This window comes from Thioalkalivibrio sp. (assembly GCF_007692535.1).
Lineage (GTDB): Bacteria > Pseudomonadota > Gammaproteobacteria > Ectothiorhodospirales > Ectothiorhodospiraceae > Thioalkalivibrio.
Genome location: NZ_REBW01000127.1, coordinates 1 through 19576 on the forward strand (window position 1 = coordinate 1; position 19576 = coordinate 19576).

16 protein-coding genes and 1 tRNA gene are annotated in these 19576 nt (G+C 66.0%); 10 read left to right on the forward strand and 7 right to left on the reverse strand.

Going from position 1 to position 19576, the window contains the following annotated elements; genetic code table 11:
• The coding region (locus tag EA346_RS06595) for a hypothetical protein (protein WP_296756885.1) at nt 1–339 on the reverse strand (339 nt) is incomplete at its 3' end.
• Nucleotides 340–671: 332 nt separating this feature from the next.
• On the opposite strand from EA346_RS06595, the gene EA346_RS06600 reads away from it, so the two are divergent.
• A complete protein-coding gene (locus EA346_RS06600) occupies nt 672–1154 on the forward strand; it encodes a cytochrome c (RefSeq protein WP_296756887.1) in 483 nt (160 codons plus the stop codon).
• Here EA346_RS06600 and EA346_RS06605 read toward each other — a convergent pair.
• Together EA346_RS06605 and EA346_RS06610 are read right to left on the reverse strand one after the other, a co-directional pair.
• Nucleotides 1136–1960 carry a hypothetical protein gene (locus EA346_RS06605; protein ID WP_296756889.1) on the reverse strand — a complete coding sequence of 275 codons (825 nt, stop codon included), beginning with the start codon at nt 1958–1960 and terminating at the stop codon, nt 1136–1138. The genes EA346_RS06600 and EA346_RS06605 overlap by 19 nt on opposite strands.
• A 127-nt stretch (nt 1961–2087) precedes the next feature.
• Nucleotides 2088–3515 (reverse strand): phospholipase D-like domain-containing protein, encoded by a 1428-nt coding sequence (locus tag EA346_RS06610; protein WP_296756891.1) that lies wholly within the window; start codon nt 3513–3515, stop codon nt 2088–2090.
• Between the two features lie 136 nt (nt 3516–3651).
• On the opposite strand from EA346_RS06610, the gene parC reads away from it, so the two are divergent.
• Nucleotides 3652–5904, forward strand: coding sequence for a DNA topoisomerase IV subunit A (parC, locus tag EA346_RS06615; RefSeq protein ID WP_296756893.1), 2253 nt, complete (start codon nt 3652–3654; stop codon nt 5902–5904).
• 87 nt (nt 5905–5991) lie between these two features.
• Nucleotides 5992–6879: a protease HtpX gene (gene htpX, locus EA346_RS06620; protein ID WP_296756895.1), complete on the forward strand. Its 888-nt coding sequence runs from the start codon at nt 5992–5994 to the stop codon at nt 6877–6879.
• A 102-nt stretch (nt 6880–6981) separates the two neighbouring features.
• Here the strand turns inward: htpX and EA346_RS06625 are convergent, their stop codons facing one another.
• Nucleotides 6982–7635: an MBL fold metallo-hydrolase gene (locus EA346_RS06625; RefSeq protein WP_296756897.1), complete on the reverse strand. Its 654-nt coding sequence runs from the start codon at nt 7633–7635 to the stop codon at nt 6982–6984.
• Nucleotides 7636–8012: 377 nt separating this feature from the next.
• Between EA346_RS06625 and EA346_RS06630 the strand changes: the two genes are divergently transcribed.
• The 6 genes from EA346_RS06630 to EA346_RS06655 all read left to right on the forward strand — a co-directional run bounded on the left by EA346_RS06630 (nt 8013) and on the right by EA346_RS06655 (nt 12598).
• Complete coding sequence (locus EA346_RS06630) at nt 8013–9491, forward strand: ATP-binding protein (protein ID WP_296756899.1); 1479 nt, start codon at nt 8013–8015, stop codon at nt 9489–9491.
• On the forward strand, nt 9484–10884 hold the full coding sequence (locus EA346_RS06635; RefSeq protein WP_296756901.1) for a sigma-54 dependent transcriptional regulator: 1401 nt from the start codon (nt 9484–9486) through the stop codon (nt 10882–10884). Before EA346_RS06630 ends, EA346_RS06635 begins: the two co-directional genes overlap by 8 nt.
• 193 nt (nt 10885–11077) lie before the next feature.
• Nucleotides 11078–11476: a DUF4168 domain-containing protein gene (locus tag EA346_RS06640; RefSeq protein ID WP_296756904.1), complete on the forward strand. Its 399-nt coding sequence runs from the start codon at nt 11078–11080 to the stop codon at nt 11474–11476.
• A gap of 152 nt (nt 11477–11628) precedes the next feature.
• Nucleotides 11629–12057, forward strand: a complete 429-nt coding sequence (gene rplM, locus EA346_RS06645) for a 50S ribosomal protein L13 (RefSeq protein WP_296756906.1) — start codon at nt 11629–11631, stop codon at nt 12055–12057.
• Between the two features lie 37 nt (nt 12058–12094).
• On the forward strand, nt 12095–12487 hold the full coding sequence (gene rpsI / locus EA346_RS06650) for a 30S ribosomal protein S9 (RefSeq protein WP_296747965.1): 393 nt from the start codon (nt 12095–12097) through the stop codon (nt 12485–12487).
• Between the two features lie 37 nt (nt 12488–12524).
• A tRNA-Gln gene (locus EA346_RS06655) sits at nt 12525–12598 on the forward strand.
• Nucleotides 12599–12709: 111 nt separating this feature from the next.
• Here the strand turns inward: EA346_RS06655 and EA346_RS06660 are convergent.
• From EA346_RS06660 to EA346_RS06670, 3 genes are all read right to left on the reverse strand, one after another.
• Nucleotides 12710–13942 carry a hypothetical protein gene (locus tag EA346_RS06660; RefSeq protein ID WP_296756907.1) on the reverse strand — a complete coding sequence of 411 codons (1233 nt, stop codon included), beginning with the start codon at nt 13940–13942 and terminating at the stop codon, nt 12710–12712.
• 111 nt (nt 13943–14053) lie between these two features.
• Nucleotides 14054–16951 carry a DEAD/DEAH box helicase gene (locus tag EA346_RS06665; RefSeq protein WP_296756909.1) on the reverse strand — a complete coding sequence of 966 codons (2898 nt, stop codon included), beginning with the start codon at nt 16949–16951 and terminating at the stop codon, nt 14054–14056.
• Nucleotides 16948–18258, reverse strand: a complete 1311-nt coding sequence (locus EA346_RS06670) for an MFS transporter (protein WP_296756910.1) — start codon at nt 18256–18258, stop codon at nt 16948–16950. The genes EA346_RS06665 and EA346_RS06670 overlap by 4 nt, the downstream gene beginning before the upstream one ends.
• A 122-nt stretch (nt 18259–18380) precedes the next feature.
• Here EA346_RS06670 and EA346_RS06675 point away from each other — a divergent pair, with 122 nt between their 5' ends.
• Nucleotides 18381–19574: an O-succinylhomoserine sulfhydrylase gene (locus tag EA346_RS06675; RefSeq protein WP_296756911.1), complete on the forward strand. Its 1194-nt coding sequence runs from the start codon at nt 18381–18383 to the stop codon at nt 19572–19574.
• Nucleotides 19575–19576 lie beyond the last annotated feature (2 nt).

Genomic DNA, 19576 nt, shown 5'->3' on the forward strand with positions numbered 1-19576 from the left:
CTGGGCGGTCTCGATCTGGCTTTCGAGCTCGCTGATCTCGGCGTCCCTGAGGGCCAGCTGTTCGCCAAGATCCGATTGCTCGGAGCGCGCGGTCGAGAGTTCCGCCTCGAGGATTTCGTGGGAGGCACGCAGTTGTTCGAGTTCGTCCCGTGCTTCCTCGTACCGTTCCTGGACGGCCTGCAGTTCTGCCTGCGTCTCGGCCTGTCTGGCCTGGGCATTTTCATCCTGCGTATGGCCCGGTATCGCAAGGGCGAACAGTACGGCTCCAACCGCCAGGGCCCGGATGGCGGGGTTGATCCCGCGACCCCTGGTTGTTGCGTGCACAGATGGCTTGTTCATGGGTCTTGATCTCCTTGGTGTGGTCTGTGGCCCATTGCGCGCGCGGCGTTTAGGGCCTTCTACGTTATTGTCGTTCCCTTGGGGCAGGGTCTTCGCCGATGCAGCACGCCATGTGCCGCGAGGACATTCCCCGGAAGTGTAGTCAACGGAGGGCTCCGGGGTCCAAGTATTCCGACGGGGGCGTCGTGCTTTCTTGCCTTCCACGCCGCCGCGATCGAGGCTGTGTTGATGCGGATATCGGGGGACTCGTCCTAACGCCCCAACTGGCCAAGAAGAATGCGCCCGAGATACCCAAAAAGGGCGTACCCCGAAATATTTCTGAGGCCTGACCGATGAACGAACGCCTGTCGTTGCCCCTTGCCGCGTGCGGTGTCCTTTTCCTCGCCGCGTGTGGCGACCCTCCGCGGGAGGCCGAGCACCGCGACTCCGATACGGCCCGCTGGTACAGCGTGGAACAGGTGATGCTGGGCGGCCCTGTGTTCGCCACGCATTGCGCAGTCTGTCACGGTGCCCGGGCAGAGGGCGCCGAGGAATGGTTCCGCCGCCTGCCTGACGGCCGCTGGCCGCCCCCGCCCCTGAACGGCACGGCACACGCCTGGCACCATCCCCTGTGGCAGTTGCGCCAACAGATTCGGGAGGGTTCGGACCCGGAACACGGCGATATGCCTGGATTCGCCGAAGTGCTCTCCGATGCCGAGATCGACGCGGTCATTGCCTGGTTTCAGAGCTTCTGGCTGGACGAGATCTATGCCGCATGGCTTGTCTACGACGCCAACTTTCCCGAGCCGTCGAGCCATCAGAAGGGCTTGGAATAGCCTCCTGGCAGCGCCGGATCGGCCAGTGGGGGCACCTCCCCGCGCACGGTCGCCAGAAGCCCCGGGTTGCGGTCGATGTCGCGCAACGCCCGGCGGAAAAACGGGCGCAGACCGCTCTTCAGATGTGGTCGAGCCTGGCTTGGGGGAATGTCCTTCAATCGGCAGAACAAGGCCAGCGCGTAACTGAGGTCGGCCCGCGACAGGAAGCCGGGGCGTTCGGCCGCCGGGCCCTGGCAGGAACCGCAGGAGTTCACGCGGACGTTGAAGGCCGTGTTGGCGAACATGATCCCGAAGCCCATGAAGACGCCGACCAGTTCGGTCACGTGGCCCCAGTTCTCCTCCCCGGCGGGTGGGGTTTCCGGTGCCGCGGCGGCGAGGTGATGGGCGAACTCCCGTGCGAAGTTGGCAATCAGGGCCTCCGGGTTGGCCACGAGTTCGGGGGTATAACTGAATAACGCCGCAGACCCCTGTGCCACCGGCATGGCGGAGCCGTGGGGCGCCCGTATGGGTACCGCCAGCGCCTGGGAAGGGTAGGCTTGGGGAACCCATGCCCCCGGTTCCTGCAGTCGGCAGGGCCAGTGATCGAGGCCGGCGTGGCCTCGGACCGAATCGAAGACCAGCTGCGCCATGCCATGCACACTGTCCGCTCGTCCGGGGAAAAATTCCGGGGTGGGCAGGACGAGTCGGGTGCCGCCGAAGAAGGTCTCGCGTCCCTGGTGACGCATGGTCCAGGCAAAGACCTCATGGATCCAGTCGCGCGTGGTTTCGTCCAGCAGGGGTTCGCGTTGAAACAGGTCGAAGATCATGACGAACGGCCGCCTGGCGCAGGGCAGCGCCGTTCCCGTGGTTGTGCACGCTTTCCATTCATGAGGCTAGCCTATCGCGTTTGCCATCACGGGGGCCATGGGCGGGTTGGGGATGGCGCGCGGGCGGCTACAGATATGGGGTCAGCAGTCGCGCGGCCCCGTCGCGCAGGCGCAGCGGGATGGGTCGCTGGCGGATCTCGTGCAGCGACAGCAGCCGGGAGGTCCGGCGCAGATCGACCGTCCATTCGCTGAGATTCCGGCCAAGCTCCGCGTCGTAGCACTCCAGGTTGAATTCGAAATTCAGGCGCAGGCTGCGCGGATCCCAGTTGGCGGACCCGAACAGCACCCAGCAGGCATCGACCAGCATCAGCTTGCCGTGGTTGAACGGCGGCGGCGTCAGCCAGATGCGGCAGCCGCGCTCCACCAGTTCCGCGTGCAGTGGATTGCTGGCCCAATCCACGAGGCGCAGGTTGCTGCATTCGGGCAGCAGCAGGTCCACCCGGACACCGCGCAGGGCTGCCGTCTTCAGCGCGCTGAGCAGTCCCACCTCGGGAAGGAAGTAGGGCGTGATCACGGTGACCTGTTCGCGGGCCTCGGCCAGCGCGGCCAGCAGGGTGAACTGCAGCACCTCGAAATCTTCATCGGGGCCGTCGGGAAAGCCGCGGCAAAAGGTCGTTCCAGCCTCCGGCCCGGCACGGGCGACCCAGGCCGGCCCCGATAACGTCTCGCCGGTGGCGAATCTCCAGTCCTCGCTGAAGACTCGCAGAAGTTGTTCGGCCACCGGCCCATCGATCTGGAAATGCAGGTCGCGGATCGGATGCCTGCCGGGATCGGTGCTGGAGTGTCCCTGACGGATGTTCATGCCGCCGGTGAAACCGGAGGTTCCGTCGACGATCAGCAGTTTCCGGTGGTTGCGCAGATTGAAGGCGGCCAGACTCCGGGGTAGATGGGCGGGAAGAAACGCGGCGCTGCGAACGCCGAGACGGCGCAGGTGAGCGATCATGCTGCGGCGGCTGTAACGGACACCGATCCCGTCGATGAGCACCCGCACTTCCACCCCGCGTTCATGAGCCGCGTGCAGGCGTTCGGCGAAGTGCTGTCCCACGCGGCCGGTATCGAAGATGTAGGTGGCCAGGGCGATACTGCGCTGCGCGCGATCGATTGCCTGCAGCATCGCGGCGTAGGCCTGGTCGCCATCGAACAGCGGTGTCACGCGGTTCCCGGCGCTGAGGGTGAACGGACTCAGCGTATCCCCCGAGCCCAGCAGCCCCCGCCAGCGTGCTTTCAGTCCGGGGTCCACAGCAAGGCTGGGCCGCGGGGCTGGCGAGGGGCTGCGGCCGTCACGCAGGGCTCGGGCGCGCCGGCGGATGCGGTTCACGCCGATCAGCCAGTAGAGAATCGAGCCGGCCAGCGGCAGGAGGATGATCAGTCCGACCCAGGCGATGACCGTCCCGGTTTCACGGCGCTGCAGCAGCGCGTGCACCGCGCTGGCTACGGCCAGCAGGAACACGGCTGCGGCGATGCCGCTGGCGATCCAGCCGGTCTCCACGTCCACGTTCCGCCTCCGGGGTCAGGCCATGCGATGGCATGCGCTGTCAAGACTGGCTACAGTACGGCGGCGCTCCATAGCGGGCAAACCCGGCCTGTCTGTGGGGCGGCGCCGGACCTTCCAACAGGAATGAAACCACACCATGGCCGAGAACCTGACCCTCGACTTCGCGGACGCCGAGCGCCTGCCGTTGAAGGACTTTACCGAGAAGGCGTACCTGGACTATTCCATGTACGTGATCCTGGACCGGGCCCTGCCACACATCGGCGACGGCCTGAAGCCGGTGCAGCGGCGGATCATCTACGCGATGAGCGAGCTCGGTCTTTCCGCGGCTGCCAAGTACAAGAAGTCCGCGCGCACCGTGGGCGACGTGCTGGGCAAGTTCCACCCGCACGGGGACAGCGCCTGCTATGAGGCCATGGTGCTGATGGCCCAGCCCTTTTCCTACCGCTATCCGTTCGTCGACGGGCAGGGCAACTGGGGTTCGCCGGACGATCCCAAGAGCTTCGCCGCGATGCGCTATACGGAGTCCCGGCTGTCGCGCTATGCCCAGGTGCTGCTGTCGGAACTCGATCAGGGCACCGCGGACTGGGTGGCCAACTTCGATGGCACCCTGGAAGAACCGAAGGTGCTTCCCGCTCGGCTTCCGAACGTGCTGCTGAACGGTGCCACCGGTATTGCCGTGGGCATGGCCACCGACATCCTCCCGCACAACCTGCGCGAGGTCGCGGCCGCCTGTGTGCACCTGCTGGAACATCCCGGCGCGACGCTGGACGACCTGCTGGAACATATCCAGGGACCGGACTTTCCGAACGAAGCCGAAATCATCACGCCGCGCGAGGAACTGCGGAAGATGTATGCGAGCGGTCACGGTTCGGTGCGTGCCCGGGCCCGCTACGAGCGCGAGAACGGCGACATCGTGGTCACCGCGTTGCCCTACCAGGCTTCGGGTTCCCGGGTGCTGGAGCAGATCGCCGCGCAGATCAACGCGAAGAAGCTGCCGATGGTGGAGGACCTGCGCGACGAGTCCGACCACGAGCACCCGACCCGCCTGGTGATCACGCCCCGCAGCCAGCGTGTCGATGTCGAGTCGCTGATGGCGCACCTGTTCGCCACCACCGACCTGGAGAAGAGCTACCGGGTCAACATGAACCTGATCGGGCTGGACGGCCGGCCCCGGGTCAAGGACCTGCACACGCTGCTGGGCGAATGGCTGGGTTTCCGGGTGACCACCGTGCGCCGGCGCCTGCAGTGGCGCCTCGACAAGGTGCTGGCCCGCCTGCACGTGCTCGAAGGCCTGCTGATCGCGTATCTGAACATCGACGAGGTGATCCGGATCATCCGCGAGAACGACAGGCCCAAACCGGTGTTGATGGAGCGCTTCGGGCTCAGCGACATCCAGGCCGAGGCCATCCTGGAGCTGAAGCTGCGCCATCTCGCGAAGCTGGAGGAGATGAAGATCCGCGGCGAGCAGGACGATCTGGCGGCCGAGCGCGCGCGATTGGAGAAGATCCTGGGATCGGACAAGCGGCTGAAGCGCCTGGTCGCGGACGAAATCCGGGCGGACGCTGAGGCCTTCGGCGACGACCGTCGCTCGCCGCTGGTGCAGCGCGCCGCCGCACAGGCCCTGGACGAGACGGCGCTGGTGCCGACCGAGCCGCTGACCATCGTGCTGTCGAAGATGGGCTGGGTACGCGCCGCGAAGGGTCACGAGGTGGATCCCGCCGCGCTGAATTACAAGGCGGGCGACGGTTTTCTGGAGGCCCTGGCGGGGCGCAGCAATCAGCTGGTGGCGTTTCTCGATTCGACCGGGAGGGCCTACACGCTGCCCGCGCATACCCTGCCGTCCGCGCGCGGTCAGGGTGAGCCTTTGTCAGGGCGTTTCACGCCCGCCGATGGCGGGCGCTTCGTTGGCCTGGCCGCGGGTGCGGCGGAGGAGCGCTGGCTGCTGACGACCGATCACGGCTACGGCTTTATCGCGCAGCTGGGGGACCTGTTCAGCCGACAGAAGTCGGGCAAGACCGTGCTGAGTGTGCCCGGGGGCGCTGGCGTGCTTCCGCCCCGGCGGATCACGGCCGTTGGCAGCGACCGCATCGCGCTGGTGACCTCGGACGGTTATCTGCTGGTCGTCGCGGCAGCGGACCTGCCGGAAATGGCGCGCGGCAAGGGCAACAGGATCATCGGGATTCCCTCGGCGCGCCTGAAGGCCGGACAGGAGCGGGTCACGGCCGTGGCGGTGCTGCCGCAGGGTGGTACGCTCCTCATCCATGCCGGGAAGCGGTTCAAGGGCATGGGGCCCGCGGAATGGGCAGAATACGAGGCGGAGCGGGGCCGACGCGGCCACAAACTGCCGCGTGGCTACCAGAAGGTGGACCGGTTGGAGATCCAGGCGTGAACGGGTGCCGCGCCGCTTGAATTTTTCGCGCGCTGCCCCATCTTATCCTCGGCAATAAACTTTACTAATGGAGTCTTCGGAGTCGTCATGAAACGTATCATGCTGTTTTTGGGTACCAACCTCGCAATCATCGTGGTGTTGAGCATCACGCTGCGTATCCTCGGCGTGGAACGCATCCTCGATGAAGAGGGCGTTGGTCTGAATCTCAACGCCCTGTTGATCTTTGCGGCTGTATTCGGCTTCGGGGGCTCGTTCATCTCGCTGGCCATCTCCAAATGGATGGCCAAGAAGACGATGAAGGTGCACGTCATCGAAAAGCCCCGCAACGCGACCGAGCAATGGCTGTTCGACACCGTGCGCCGTCAGGCCCGGGAAGCCGGCATCGGCATGCCGGAAGTCGGGATCTACGACTCGCCCGACCCCAACGCCTTCGCCACCGGCATGAGTCGCAACAACGCGCTCGTGGCGGTCAGCACCGGATTGATGCAGAGCATGGGTCAGGGCGAGGTCGAGGCCGTACTGGGTCATGAGGTCGGCCACGTCGCCAACGGGGATATGGTCACCCTCGCGCTGATCCAGGGGGTGGTGAACACCTTCGTGATCTTCCTGGCCCGCGTGATCGGTCACTTCGTCGACCGCGTGGTGTTCAAGAACGAACAGGGCCATGGCCCCGCCTTCTGGATCACCACCATCGTCGCTGAGATCCTGCTGGCGATCCTGGCCTCGATCATCGTGATGTGGTTCTCGCGCCAGCGTGAATTCCGGGCCGACGAGGCCGGCGCGAAGCTGGCCGGACGCGACAAGATGATCGGAGCGCTGGAATCGCTTGCGCGAGCATCGGGGCGGCCGGTGGACATGCCCGATCAGATGGCTGCCTTCGGCATCCGCGGCGGACTGCCGACCGGTCTCAAGCGTCTGTTCATGACGCACCCGCCGATCGAAGAGCGGATCATGGCGCTGAAGGCAATGCGCTGAGTCCGGGATCCCCGGGTACCTACGAAGGGCCGTCCTCGGGCGGCCCTTCGTTATTTCCGGCTCTCGCTGCCATGCAGGAGACCGCCCCTGCAGGCGAACCGCTTACCGCCCTCTCAGCACCCGGTCCGCTACGAACGCGTTGCTGCGGCGCTCCTCTCCGAACGTGGACATCGGGCCGTGACCGGGGATGAAACGGGTTTCCGGACCCAACGGCCAAAGCTTGGCGGCGATGGAATCGAGCAGGTCCTGGTGGTTGCCCTGGGGGAAATCGGTGCGCCCGATGCTCCCGGCGAAGAGCACGTCGCCCACCAGGGCCAGTTGGCTTGGTGCATGATGGAAGATCACGTGCCCCGGCGTGTGGCCGGGGCAATGGTAGACATCCAGCACCTGTTGGCCCACGTGCACCTGGTCTCCTTCGTTGAGCCAGCGGTCGGGAAGGAAGGACTTGACCTCTGCGGTGCCGAACATCCTGGCCTGCATCGGCAGTTGTTCCAGCCAGAAGCGGTCGGCCTCGCCCGGGCCGATGATCGGAATGGCTGCCATGTCCGCGAGCTCGCGCGCGGCCCCCACGTGGTCCAGATGGCCATGGGTGAGAAGAATCTGACGGAGGTCCAGTCCCCGCTCCCGGACTGCCTCCAGCAGTCTTTCCGGGGAGCCGCCAGGGTCCACCCAGGCGGCTTCACGCGTCTCTTCACACCAGATCAGGGTCGCATTCTGTTCGAAGGCGGTAACGGGGATGGTGACGAATCCGAGCATGGCGGTGTTCCGATGGGCGGGTGGGGATCACATTGTTGCAAACCGGCCGGGGTTCCGTCATGGGGGTTGCACCTTGGGCAAACTGGTGCAGAGGGTCCCGGCGGGGTGTCCGGTGTTTTTTTTGCACTGCGGGGTTGACAGTATAATCGGAATATTCGAAGATGCTCATACGTTGATCGCTTGCCCCCCCGCAACGGTCAGCGTACTCCTCCATCCTCCTTTGGTGGTTTAATTGGCGCGAACTTTGGTTCGCGCCTTTTTTTTGGTGTGATCCGGTGGGCGTGTTTTCCGCCTGGCCCACCTTGATCGCGGCCGGGCATTCGCCACGTGCGGCGTATTCTGTTACCCCTTGGGGTCGTCTGACCCTTGGCCAATCGATGTCTCTGTCATTCAATAATCTGCGTAACGCCGTCCTGGTCTTCGTGCTGCTGCCGCTGCTGGCTGTGTTGGTCGCGCTCGCAATGCTGGCTCTGCGCGAGTTCGAACAGCAGATGGAGTTGCGCATGCAGGAGGACATCGAACTGGTGGCGCGGTCCATTCGCCTGCCGATCTCGGCGGCGATGGTCCGGCGCGATGCGATGGACGTGCAGCAGGCGCTGGATTCCGCCTTTCAGCTGGAACAGGTCTTCGGCGTCTATGTTTACGATTACCACGGCGAACTGGTCGCCACCAGCGGGCCGCGCAGTCCATCGCTGGAACGTCGCCATGAGGCCCGCCTGATCACCGCCACCGGCAGTCAGGGGGCCTTCGAGGAGCGCCAGGGTCGCGAGGTGTTCTCTTTCTTCCTGCCGCTGACAGACGCCGGCGGACGGATCGTCGGATTGCTGCAGATCACCCGCGATGTGACCCGGTTCCAGGCCTACATCGCCCAGATGCGCTGGCAGGGCGGCGTGGCGATCGTCCTGCTGTCCCTGATCTTCCTGTTCGTCGTCCTGATCGGGTATCACCGAGCCGTGGGTCGGCATGTCAGCCGGCTCGCTGGTGCCATGCAGAGTGTCGGTACCGGCGCCCGCGGGCTGCGGGTACCGGAACAGGGGCCGCAGGAGCTGCGACTGCTGGCCACCACGATGAACGAGATGCTCGAACGCCGCGAGGATTCGGAGAGGGCGCTGGAGGCGCAGCGTGCCCAGCGGGCCGAGCTCGAGGAGAAACTGCGCCAGTCCGAGAAGCTGGCCGCGATCGGGCAGCTTGCAGCCGGGGTGGCGCACGAGCTGGGTACGCCACTCGGGGTCATTGCCGGGCGTGCGCAGCGCGCGCGCCGCGGGGTGCCGAAGGGTTCCCACACCGCTACCGAGATGGAGAGCCTGCTGGCTGAGCTCGGCCGGGTCGAACACATCGTGCGCCAGCTGCTGAACTTCGCGCGGCGCAATCCCCTGAACCGGCGCGCCATCTCCCTGCCCGCGCTGATGGCGGATGTGGTGTCGCGGGTACGGATGGGCACGCAGCGCCCGGAGATCGAGGTCCATGCGGCGCCAACCGACGCTTCCGGCACGTTGACCATCCTTGCCGATCCGGCCCGCCTTGAGCAGGCATTGGGCAACCTGCTGGAAAATGCGATCCACGCTGCGCGCGAGCGGGTTACGGTCGCCTGGCGCAGAATCACGGAAAATTCCCGAGAGATGCTGGAGATCGCCGTTGCGGACGACGGACCGGGGATCGCGGACGCGCACGTCGATCGGCTGTTCGAGCCGTTCTTCACGACCAAGCCGACCGGCGAGGGGACCGGCCTGGGCCTCGCTGTGGCACACGTTGCGATCGAGGACCATGGCGGTGAGCTGCGGCTGGACCAGGCCTGGTCTCCCGGCACCCGGTTTGTCGTGACCCTGCCACTGTCGGAGGCTGCGGCCGATGCGTGATGTCCTTTCCCCCAACCAGGGCGATGCCCGCGATGCGGTACTCGTGGTCGAGGATGATGCCGGGCACCGTGAACTGCTGCAGCAGGAATTGACCGAGGCAGGATACGCTGTGACCGCCGTGGCCACGGCGGAGGATGCTAACGCACGGCTCGGGGCGCACACCTTCGCCCTGGTGGTCAGCGACCTGCGCCTGCCGGGGGCCGACGGATTCGCGGTGCTGGAGCGGACCCGGACGCTGGTGCCTGCACCGGGGTTCATCATGTTGACCGGCTTCGGCACCATCGACCAGGCCGTCGCTGCGCTGAAAGCGGGAGCCGACGATTTCCTGACCAAGCCGATCGATCTCGAGCACCTGCGTATTGCCGCGGACCGTGTACTGGAGACGCGGCGGCTCCGCAACGAGGTCCAGCAGTACCGGGATGTGCTCGGCGACCAAGGCTTCCACGGCATGTATGGCAAGAGCCCCGCGATGCTGCGCCTCTTCGACCTGATCCGGCGCATCGCCGGTTCCGATGGCAGCGTCCTGATCACCGGGGAATCCGGTACGGGCAAGGAGCTGGTCGCACGCGCGTTGCACGAGGAAAGCCCCCGCGCCGGCGGACCCTTCGTGGCGATCAATTGTGCCGGCATTCCGGAAACCCTGCTGGAATCCGAACTGCTGGGCCATGCGGCGGGCGCTTTCAGTGGCGCGCGCGGGGCACGCAAGGGCCTGTTCCTCGAGGCTGACAATGGCACGCTGTTCCTGGACGAGATCGGGGAGATGCCCGCTTCCATGCAGACCAAGCTGTTGCGCCTGCTGCAGGATGGACAGGTGCGACCGGTCGGCGCCAATGAGGAGGTGAGCACCGATGTGCGCATCGTCGCCGCCACCCACCGGGATATCGCCGACCTGATGACTGAGGGCGACCTCCGGGAGGATTTGTTCTTCCGGCTGGAGACCTTCCGCATCGAGGTACCGCCCCTGCGCGACCGCGGGGAGGACATTGCGCGACTGCTGGACCTCTTCCTGCGCCGTCAGGCGCTCGCGCAGGACCAGCCGGTGCGGCGCCTGGAACCCGATGCGCTACGGCAACTGTTGGGCTACCGATTTCCCGGCAACGTGCGCGAACTCGCCAGCCTGGTCGAACGTGCCGCCACCCTGGCCCGAGGCGATACGATCGGGGTCGAGGACCTTCCGGAGCGGGTTCGGTCGGAACCCACCGGCGATCTCGAGACGGTCTTCAACCCGACCGGCAGGGGCCAGAACGAGGACGAGTGGGAGACCCTCGACGAACTGGAGGAACGTTACATCCGGCAGGTGCTGGTCTTCACCGGGGGCAACAAGCAGCGGGCGGCGCGGATTCTCGGCATCGGACGGAAGACCCTGTACCGGAAACTGGGCAGTGATGTGTGACGATCGGAACCGTGTCAATTCGACACATGTGGCGCGCTGCTACGGTATTGCCGGCCCACGATCGTCGCCGAGACCCATCGATAAAATCGTAACGTTTTGAATAAAAACGTGTTTTGAAATTATTTCTGGATCTGGCACGGTTTCTGCTCCTAGTTTATTGCTAACCAACCATATGCAATCGAAAGGAGCATTTATGACTATTCGAAAGACCGCATTGACCATCGCCCTCGCCGCGCTGTTCGCCGCTGGCGGTACTGCCGTTGCCCAGAGCTACGATGGCGGAGCCGGTCAGGCGCCGGCACCGGGTCAGGCGACACCCCAAGGTGCAGCCCTGACCGATGAGACCGTCGACACCTTTGTCGATGCCTTCGTCGCGGTGCAGGAGATTCGTGAGGACTTCACCGAGCGGCTGCATGCGGCTTCCGACGAGGCCGAGGCCCAGGCCATGCAGCAGGAGGCCCAGGAGAAGATGATGCAGGCCGTGGAGGAGTCCGGAATGAGCGTCCAGGAGTACAATGAAGTCGCCATGGCGCTGCAGAACGATCCGGCGTTGATGGAGCAGGTGCAGGAAAAGGCCGCTGATCGCATGTAAGCTGGGACTCGGTTCCAGGATCGCATCCGGTTCGCCGGACGCAGGGCCGGCCCCTCGGGGTCGGCCTTTCTTTTGTGTTCTCCTTGAACCCTGGGCGCGCGTTCGTTATGATTGCGCGCTTTATGAAATAGCGCCGTATCCGGAGCACAGGCATGAAAACCATTAGCGCCAAGCCGGCCGAAGTCGTACGCGACTGGTACCTCGTCGACGCCAGCGGCAAGACCCTCGGGCGGCTCGCCACCGAGATCGCGCGCCGTTTGCGCGGCAAGCACAAGCCGATCTACACCCCGCACGTCGACACCGGCGATTACATCGTCGTCGTCAACGCGGAAAAGATCCATGTGACCGGCAACAAGGCGAACGACAAGATGTACTACCGCCACTCGGGCTTCCCCGGGGGGTTGAAGCAGGCGAATTTCAGCCAGTTGATCGAGCGTTCGCCGGAACGGGTGCTGGAACATGCGGTCAAGGGCATGCTGCCCAAGAATCCGCTGGGCCGCGCCATGTTCAAGAAGCTGAAGGTCTATGCGGGTACGGAACACCGTCACACCGCACAGCAGCCGCAGCCCCTCGAGATCTAGTGCCGCTTACACCGCATACGTCAAGGACAACGCATTCATGGCAATAAACCAGAACTATGGCACTGGCCGCCGCAAGACGGCCTCCGCACGGGTCTTCCTGCGTCCGGGCAAGGGCGACATCGTCGTCAACGACAAGTCGCTGAACGACTATTTCGGGCGCAAGACCTCGCGCATGGTCGTCCGCCAGCCCCTTGAGACCGCGGACATGGTCAACCACTTCGACGTGATCGCGACCGTCAAGGGTGGCGGTGCCAACGGGCAGGCCGGTGCCATTCGTCTCGGAATTGCCCGGGCCCTGGTCCAGTACGACGAGGCCCTGCGTCCGCCGATGCGCCAGGCCGGGTTCATGACCCGTGATGCGCGCGAAGTCGAACGCAAGAAGGTTGGTCTCGCCAAGGCCCGACGCGCGAAGCAGTTCTCCAAGCGCTGAGTTCCAGGCCCGGGACCGCGTCCCGGACCTGTCGAATTGGGGGATCGTCTAGCGGTAGGACTACGGACTCTGACTCCGTCAACCCAGGTTCGAATCCTGGTCCCCCAGCCATCAACGAAAGAGGCCCCCTCGCGGGGCCTTTTTCGTTGATGATTGAAGCTGGCCAGGGTTCGGACCTGGAAGGTTCGAGTGCGGAGCACAGCGGAGCCCCGATGTACACGACTATTGCGACCCGCGGTCAAGGTAGGCCCGCAGAAGCGGTGGCCGCAACTCCTGCAGGCGCCGCCGGGCGGCGACCTCGTCGGTACCGCGCGCACGGGTTTGCAGGAGTTCGGCCACTGCCAGGAATGTAGCGCCAACCGGAACGGGTGACGTGGGTCGTTTCAGGTGATGCAGCAGGCCTGGTTCCTGCAGCAGAAGCCAGGCGGGGAAATCGGCGGTGTCCAGCGGCGCGTCCAGGTCCGCGAAGCAGAGTGCGTGGCGGTATAGGCGTGGCGACGCATCCCGGGTGAGATCGGCCGGGGACTGGTCCGGTGCCAGCTCGCTGCAACGTGCCCAGGTCAGCATCGCCGCCTCGGGTCGGTTCCGGTGCTGAAGGGCCAGGGCCAGGCGCGACAGCAGGGCAGCGTGTTCCGCGTGAGCCGGAACCGCCTGTACCGAAGCGATGACCGCGTCCCAGTCCGGGATGCGCAGCTCGGCATAGCTCGCGTGCAAGTCCGGATGAACGGGATCGAAGCGGTCCCGGGGCAGGGCCCCGGCGAGACGCCGCCAGGCGGGTGCCAGGTAATCCCGTGCCTGTGCACGCAGACATGCGTGGGCCAAGGGCGCGATGTCCTCCAGCAGACCCTTCATCTCTTCGGTGCAGGCTTCGGGCGGGATCGCCGCCGCCTGCTGGAGGTGGCGCGCATACAGCACCAGCACTTCATACTCCCCGAGCCCGGAGTGATTCGGGGCGATTCGGCACAGGCGCTCGTAGCTTTGCTCGGCGTCCGCCGTGTTGCGTGCCGCCAGTTCTCGGCGGAGGTCGTTTTCAGCTGCGCTGGCGCCGTTGTCGAGAAAGAGATCGAGCTGGGCCAGATCGGCAGATCTCGCCCAGCGCTGCGCCAGCAGGGTGCGGCGGGTCGGATCCAGGCTCAGCGCCAGTGCGCGCTCGCCATGACCTGGGCGCCAGTTGTAGTAGGTCTGCGCCTCATGCACGAGGCGCAGCGACCGGGCGTGTGCCTCGCCTTCCCGAAGCCGTTGAAGCCAGCCCTCCGTCGGGGCTTCGATCGCCGCTTCCAGGTAGGGAATGTCCCCCTCGCGCCAACGCTCGTAGGCTGGATAGGGCAATAACGCTGATTCCAGCAGCCACTCCAGCACGGAATAGGCACCGGTCTGCTGGACCTGCCGCTCCACCGTGGCGAGATCAAGCAGCGGCAGTTCGCTGGCCTGGAATTCGTTGTCACTACTGATCATGGCGATACGCGCAACGGCGCAGGGTGAAGGCCGGTTCCCAGGTCGCCACGAATGTTCCCACTCCTGCAAGTGCGGAGACGGCGTACGCTTTGCATGACGTCACGCGCATGTTCACGCGTCGGGCTCCAGCAGCCCAAGGAGATCGGAGTGCCTGAGCCTGAATCGCTCGCTTTCCTGCTCTGTCGCCGTGTAAACGGCCTCGAGTTGTCCGCGCTTGTGTACCTGCAGTGCATGCACCCGCTCCTCCACCGTATCCTCGGCCAGCAGCCGGTACACGAACACGGGCTGGGTCTGCCCGATGCGGTGTGCGCGGTCGGTGGCCTGACTCTCCGCCGCATCGTTCCACCAGGGGTCGTAGTGGATCACGGTGTCGGCCCGCGTCAGGTTCAGCCCGGTACCGCCCGCCTTCAGGCTGATCAGGAACACCTGGCCGGCACCTTGTTGAAACGAATCGATCACGGTCTGCCGGTCGTGCGTGCGTCCGGTCAGCATCCGGTGCTCGATGCCGGCCTGGATCAGGTCCCCGGAGATCCACTCCAGCATGCGGCGAAACTGCGAGAATACCAGGATCACCCTCCCTTCCTCGACCAGTTCCCGAACCATCGATAGAAGGTGTTCGCGCTTGGCCGAACCTGTATCGCGGTACCGCTCGGGATCGAGCAGCCGAGGATCGCAGCAGACCTGCCGCAGCTGCAGCAGGGCATTGAGCACGTTCAACCGGTCCGGGCCGAGCTCGCCGCGGGCGCCGTGCAATTGTGCCAGGCTGCGCTGACGCACCATCTCGTACAGCTCGCGTTGCGCCCCCTCGAGCGGCAGCCGCAGGGTCACCATCGTCTTGGCCGGGAGATCTGCCGCGACCTCTCTCTTCGTTCGCCGCAGCAGGAACGGGGCGATGCGTTCGAACAGCGCCTGCGCGCGTAGTGTATCGCCCTCGTCCTCGATCGGGCGACGATAGCGCCGGCGGAACTGAGTCTCGCTGTCGAGGCAGCCCGGGAGGACGAAATCAAGCAGCGCCCAGAGGTCGCCCAGGTGGTTCTGCAGCGGCGTGCCGGTGAGACAGAAACGGGCCGACGCGCGCAAGGCGCGTACCGCGCGGTGGATGCGGGTGCGCGGATTGCGGATGGCCTGCGCCTCGTCGAGGAACACTGCCGAAAGCTCCCGATCCTGCCACTGGTCGAGATCGTTGGCGAGCACCGTGTAGGAAGTGATCAGCAGTTCGAACCGGTCCGCAGCGGCCCACTGCTGTTGCCGGGCTGACCCGTGCAGGAGCAGTACCCGCAGCTCGGGGCAGAAGCGGCGGGCCTCCGCCAGCCAGTTGCCGAGCACGCTGGTGGGTGCGACCACCAGGGCCGGCCTTTGCAGGCGGCCCTCGGCACGCTCCAGCATCAGGTGCGCGAGGACCTGCAGCGTCTTTCCGAGCCCCATGTCATCGGCCAGAATTCCCCCCAGGCCCAGGCGTTGTCGCTGCCGTAGCCAGGCGACGCCAAGCCGTTGGTAGTCCCGCAGCTCCGCCTGCAGACCCAGCGGACTGCGGAAGCCCTCGACGGCCACGCCGCTGCGCAGGGCACGGGCCTGTTCGAGCAGGCTGGTGCTGCCGGTGGCGAACGCTGTGTCGCCGTCATCGAGTTGCGCGATCCGTGTGGTCTGCGACGCCGGCAGCCGCAGATGGGCTCGCGTTGTGTCCCCGTCTTCAAGTTCCCCGAGGACCCGAATCCATCTGAGCACGCGGCCCACCGGCAGCAGAACCTGGCGACCGTCGTCCAGGGGCAGCGGAATCTCCTGGTTCGGATTCAGTTGCCGTAGTTCAGAAAGCGGGTACGCGCCGAGCAGCCGGGCCAGCAACGGCAGCAGCGCGATCGGCTCCCCGTCCATCTCAATCTGAAGGGCCAGTTCGAACCAGTCCCGATCCAGCCAGCGGGTCTCCACGCCGATTGAGTCTGGACGCACCCAGTTCTGATGGAAGCCGGGATCGATCTCGACCCTCCAGCCTTCGCTGCGCAGCCCTGGCAGCACCCGCGTCATTACATCGACCCAGGCCCGGGACTCGGCGAACGCGATGTCGCCGTCGTCCAATACCTGGGGACTGCAGGTCGAGAGGGTTTCGTGCAGCCGTTCCCGAAGGGCGCATTCATAAACGGGGTCGCGCCGGAAGGTCAGGTGCTCCCCGAGTTCCGGCAACACCACTGAGCGTTCGCCGGTGGCTTCTTCGGCTTCGAACAGGACCTCATACCCCCCATGGGCGTAGCGGAACAAGAGCTGCAGGCGGTCCCGTGCTCCCGGCGCGGCCGCGGGAAGACTGAACAGCCGGAGCATGCCACCCGGCATCGCCTGTATCCGCCGTTGGGTCAGCGCTCTGGGCTGCGGCAGCCCCCAGGAGGCCAGCCGGGCGCCCTCGCGGCTCAGGAAGCCGGCGACTGCATCGGGCGACAGCGCCGGTGCCCGTGCAAACCAGGTACGGGCCTGTACCGGATGATTCGAGCGGATCTCCCCGCAGCGCCCGGTCGCGAGGTCCCAGTAGGCCGGGGCATCCGTGGGCAGGGGACGAACATGTTCAGGCAGTTCCCAGCTGAGTCGCTGGCAACCGTCGTCGGGGTCGATTTGCCAGCCGCACCCGGCGGCAACGGGCGCGCCCCATGACAACGGGTTTCCTTCGGAATCGAAGACCCGCCCGGTGTCGAGCAGTCGCCGGAGCCAGACCAGATCCAGCGAGTTGCGGAGGCGGCCGGCACTGGCCTGGGTCCAGCCGGGAGCATCCCGGGACAGCGCATCCAGGAGGTCCCTGTCAGCGGCAGTGAGAAACGGGGGCGGGTGGTGCAGGTGTGCGGGCTGTAGCCGGTACGGCACGGTTGTCTCCACCCCTCCGTTCGGTGCCACGGTGGCGACATGCAGGCCCAGATGCAGGGCCTCTGCGCCCAACTTGAGCTGGTATCGCAACTGCTGCATGTCGCGTAGGCCCCTGGCGGCATGCGCCTGGGACCGACGAAGCTGTTCGATGAATCGGCTGGTCATCGTCCATCCTCTGGCCAGGACGCGTCGCGATCACGATGCGGGTCCGGTTCTTCGGTCGGGTGCAGTGTCACGGTCTCGTGGGGGTCCGATTCCGTGCGTGGGTCGATGTCCGCGGAGACGGGGCTCGTGCGCATCACCGGCACGAAGTCCGCCATCTCCCGGGGCGGCACCGGGGTCTCCCGGCGCAGTTGCAGCGACACGTAGAAGATGTAGCACAGCAGCAACCCTGCGAAGGCCAGGGGGAGAACGGAGGCGTCGGCAACGAACAGGATGAACCCGGCCAGCATCGGCCCCACGGCCGAGCCGATGCCGTTCATCAGCAGCAACCCCCGTGTCGCCTCCAGCGCCTCGGATGACTCGAGCCGGTCATAGGTCTGGGCCACGCTGAGCGCATACAGCGAGAACGCAAATCCGCCCCACAGCAGGCCGAGCGCGACGATCACGATCAGCGCCTGCCCGATCGCCAGGTAGATGCCCACCGAACCGAGCGCGGCCAGGCCGGATACGATCATCAGCGCCTTGCGCCGGTCCCTGCCATCGGACGCGTGGCCGATCGGATACTGGAGCATCGCGCCCCCGAAGATCGCGGCGCTCAGAAACGCCGCAACGCCGGCATCGCTGAGCCCGATTTCACGGGCGAAAACGGCGGCGAGGCCCCAAAAGGCCCCGGTCACGAGGCCGGAGACGCCGGATCCCACGGTGCCGACCGGGGCACGCCGATAGAGATCCCGCAGTGGCAGGCGTGTGGTCTGGATCGGCACCGGCTGCGTGACCGGCGTCAGCGCGATCGGGATCAGCCCCAGCGCAAACAGTATCGCCACCAGCATGAAGCTCTGCATCGCCTCCGGACCGTAGAGCAGGAGCAGGAATTGCCCGGCGCCGAGTGCCAGCAGGGCCGTCATCATGTACACCGCGAAGACCTGGCCACGCTTCTCCACGACCTGCTCGTTCAGCCAGCTCTCGATCACCATGTAGCTGCCGAGCAGGCTGATGCCGTTGATCAGGCGCAGGAACCACCACACCACCGGATCCACCCAGAGGGCGTGCGCCAGCGCCGCGACCGCCGATACGGCGGCAAGGACGGCGAAGGTGCGGATGTGTCCCACCCGGGCGATTACGGCGGGAATCAGCCAGGAGCCGACGATATAGCCGATGAAGAAGGCTGACATGACCATGCCGATGGCCAGTTCGGAGAAGCCCTCCGATTGCGCGCGCAGACCCAGCAGGGTGCCGATCAGCCCGGAGCCCATCAGCAGGATGCCCATGCCCAGCAGCAGGCTGAAAACGGAGCGGAGGCTGGAGCCCATGGCGCGTGGTGCGGTAACCGTTGGGGCGGGAAGGAGAGAGGCAGTATAGTGTAGGACTCTCCGGCGGTGTCCACCCGGCTCTGCCCTGGGCCGCCCCCCGTCTTGACTCCCGGAAGACCCCGATGCAGGAATTCGATCCCAGCCAGTACGCCCCGGAAACCGTCGCCATCCGAGCCGGATATCGGCGCTCGCCCGAGAACGAACATTCCGAGGCGATCTTCCCGACCTCGAGTTTCGTCTTTGCGAACGCCGCCGAGGCCGCAGCGCGCTTCGGCGGCGAATCGCCCGGTAATATCTACTCGCGCTTCACCAACCCCACGGTGCGCGCCTTCGAACAGCGCCTGGCGGCGATGGAGGGCGGGGCCGCCTGCGTCGCCACGGCGTCCGGCATGGCCGCGATCCTGGCCACCATGATGGGGCTGCTGCGCAGCGGTGATCACGTGGTCTGCTCGCGCTCGGTGTTCGGCACCACCACCGTCCTGCTGAACAACTACATGGCCCGCTTCGGGGTGGACGTCAGCTACGTGCCGCTGTCGGACCTGTCCGCCTGGGAAGAGGCGACGCAGCCGAACACCCGCCTGTACTTCTGCGAGACGCCGTCGAACCCCATGGGAGAGTTGGTCGACATCCGGGCACTGTCCGGGATTGCCCATGCCCGCGACGTTCTGCTCGCGGTGGACAACTGCTTCTGTACCCCGGCGCTGCAGCGCCCGCTGGATCTGGGCGCTGATCTGGTGATTCATTCCGCGACCAAGTTCCTCGACGGCCAGGGCCGCTGCCTGGGCGGCGCGGTGGTCGGTGATGCCGAGCGTGTCGGGAAGGACGTCTACGGCTTCCTGCGCAGCGCCGGGCCGACCCTGTCGCCCTTCAATGCGTGGATTTTCCTGAAGGGCCTGGAGACGCTGCACCTGCGCATGCGCGAGCACAGCGTCAATGCGCTGGCTCTGGCCCGCTGGTTGCGGGAGCATCCGAAGGTGACCGCCGTACATTACCCGGGCCTGGAAGAACATCCGCAACACATGCTGGCCGGCGCCCAGCAGACCGGTTACGGCGGGGTGCTCAGCTTCGAGGTGGCCGGCGGGCGCGCGGCGGCCTGGTCGGTCATCGACGCCACCCGCATGCTGTCGATCACCGCAAACCTGGGCGACGCCAAGAGCACCATCACCCATCCGGCGACGACCACCCACGGCCGGGTGGCCCCCGAACAGCGCGAGGCGCAGGGCATCACCGAGGGCCTGGTCCGGATCGCGGTGGGCCTGGAGGCGATTGCCGACGTGCAAGGTGACCTGGCACGGGGGCTGGGCCGCCTGACGTGACT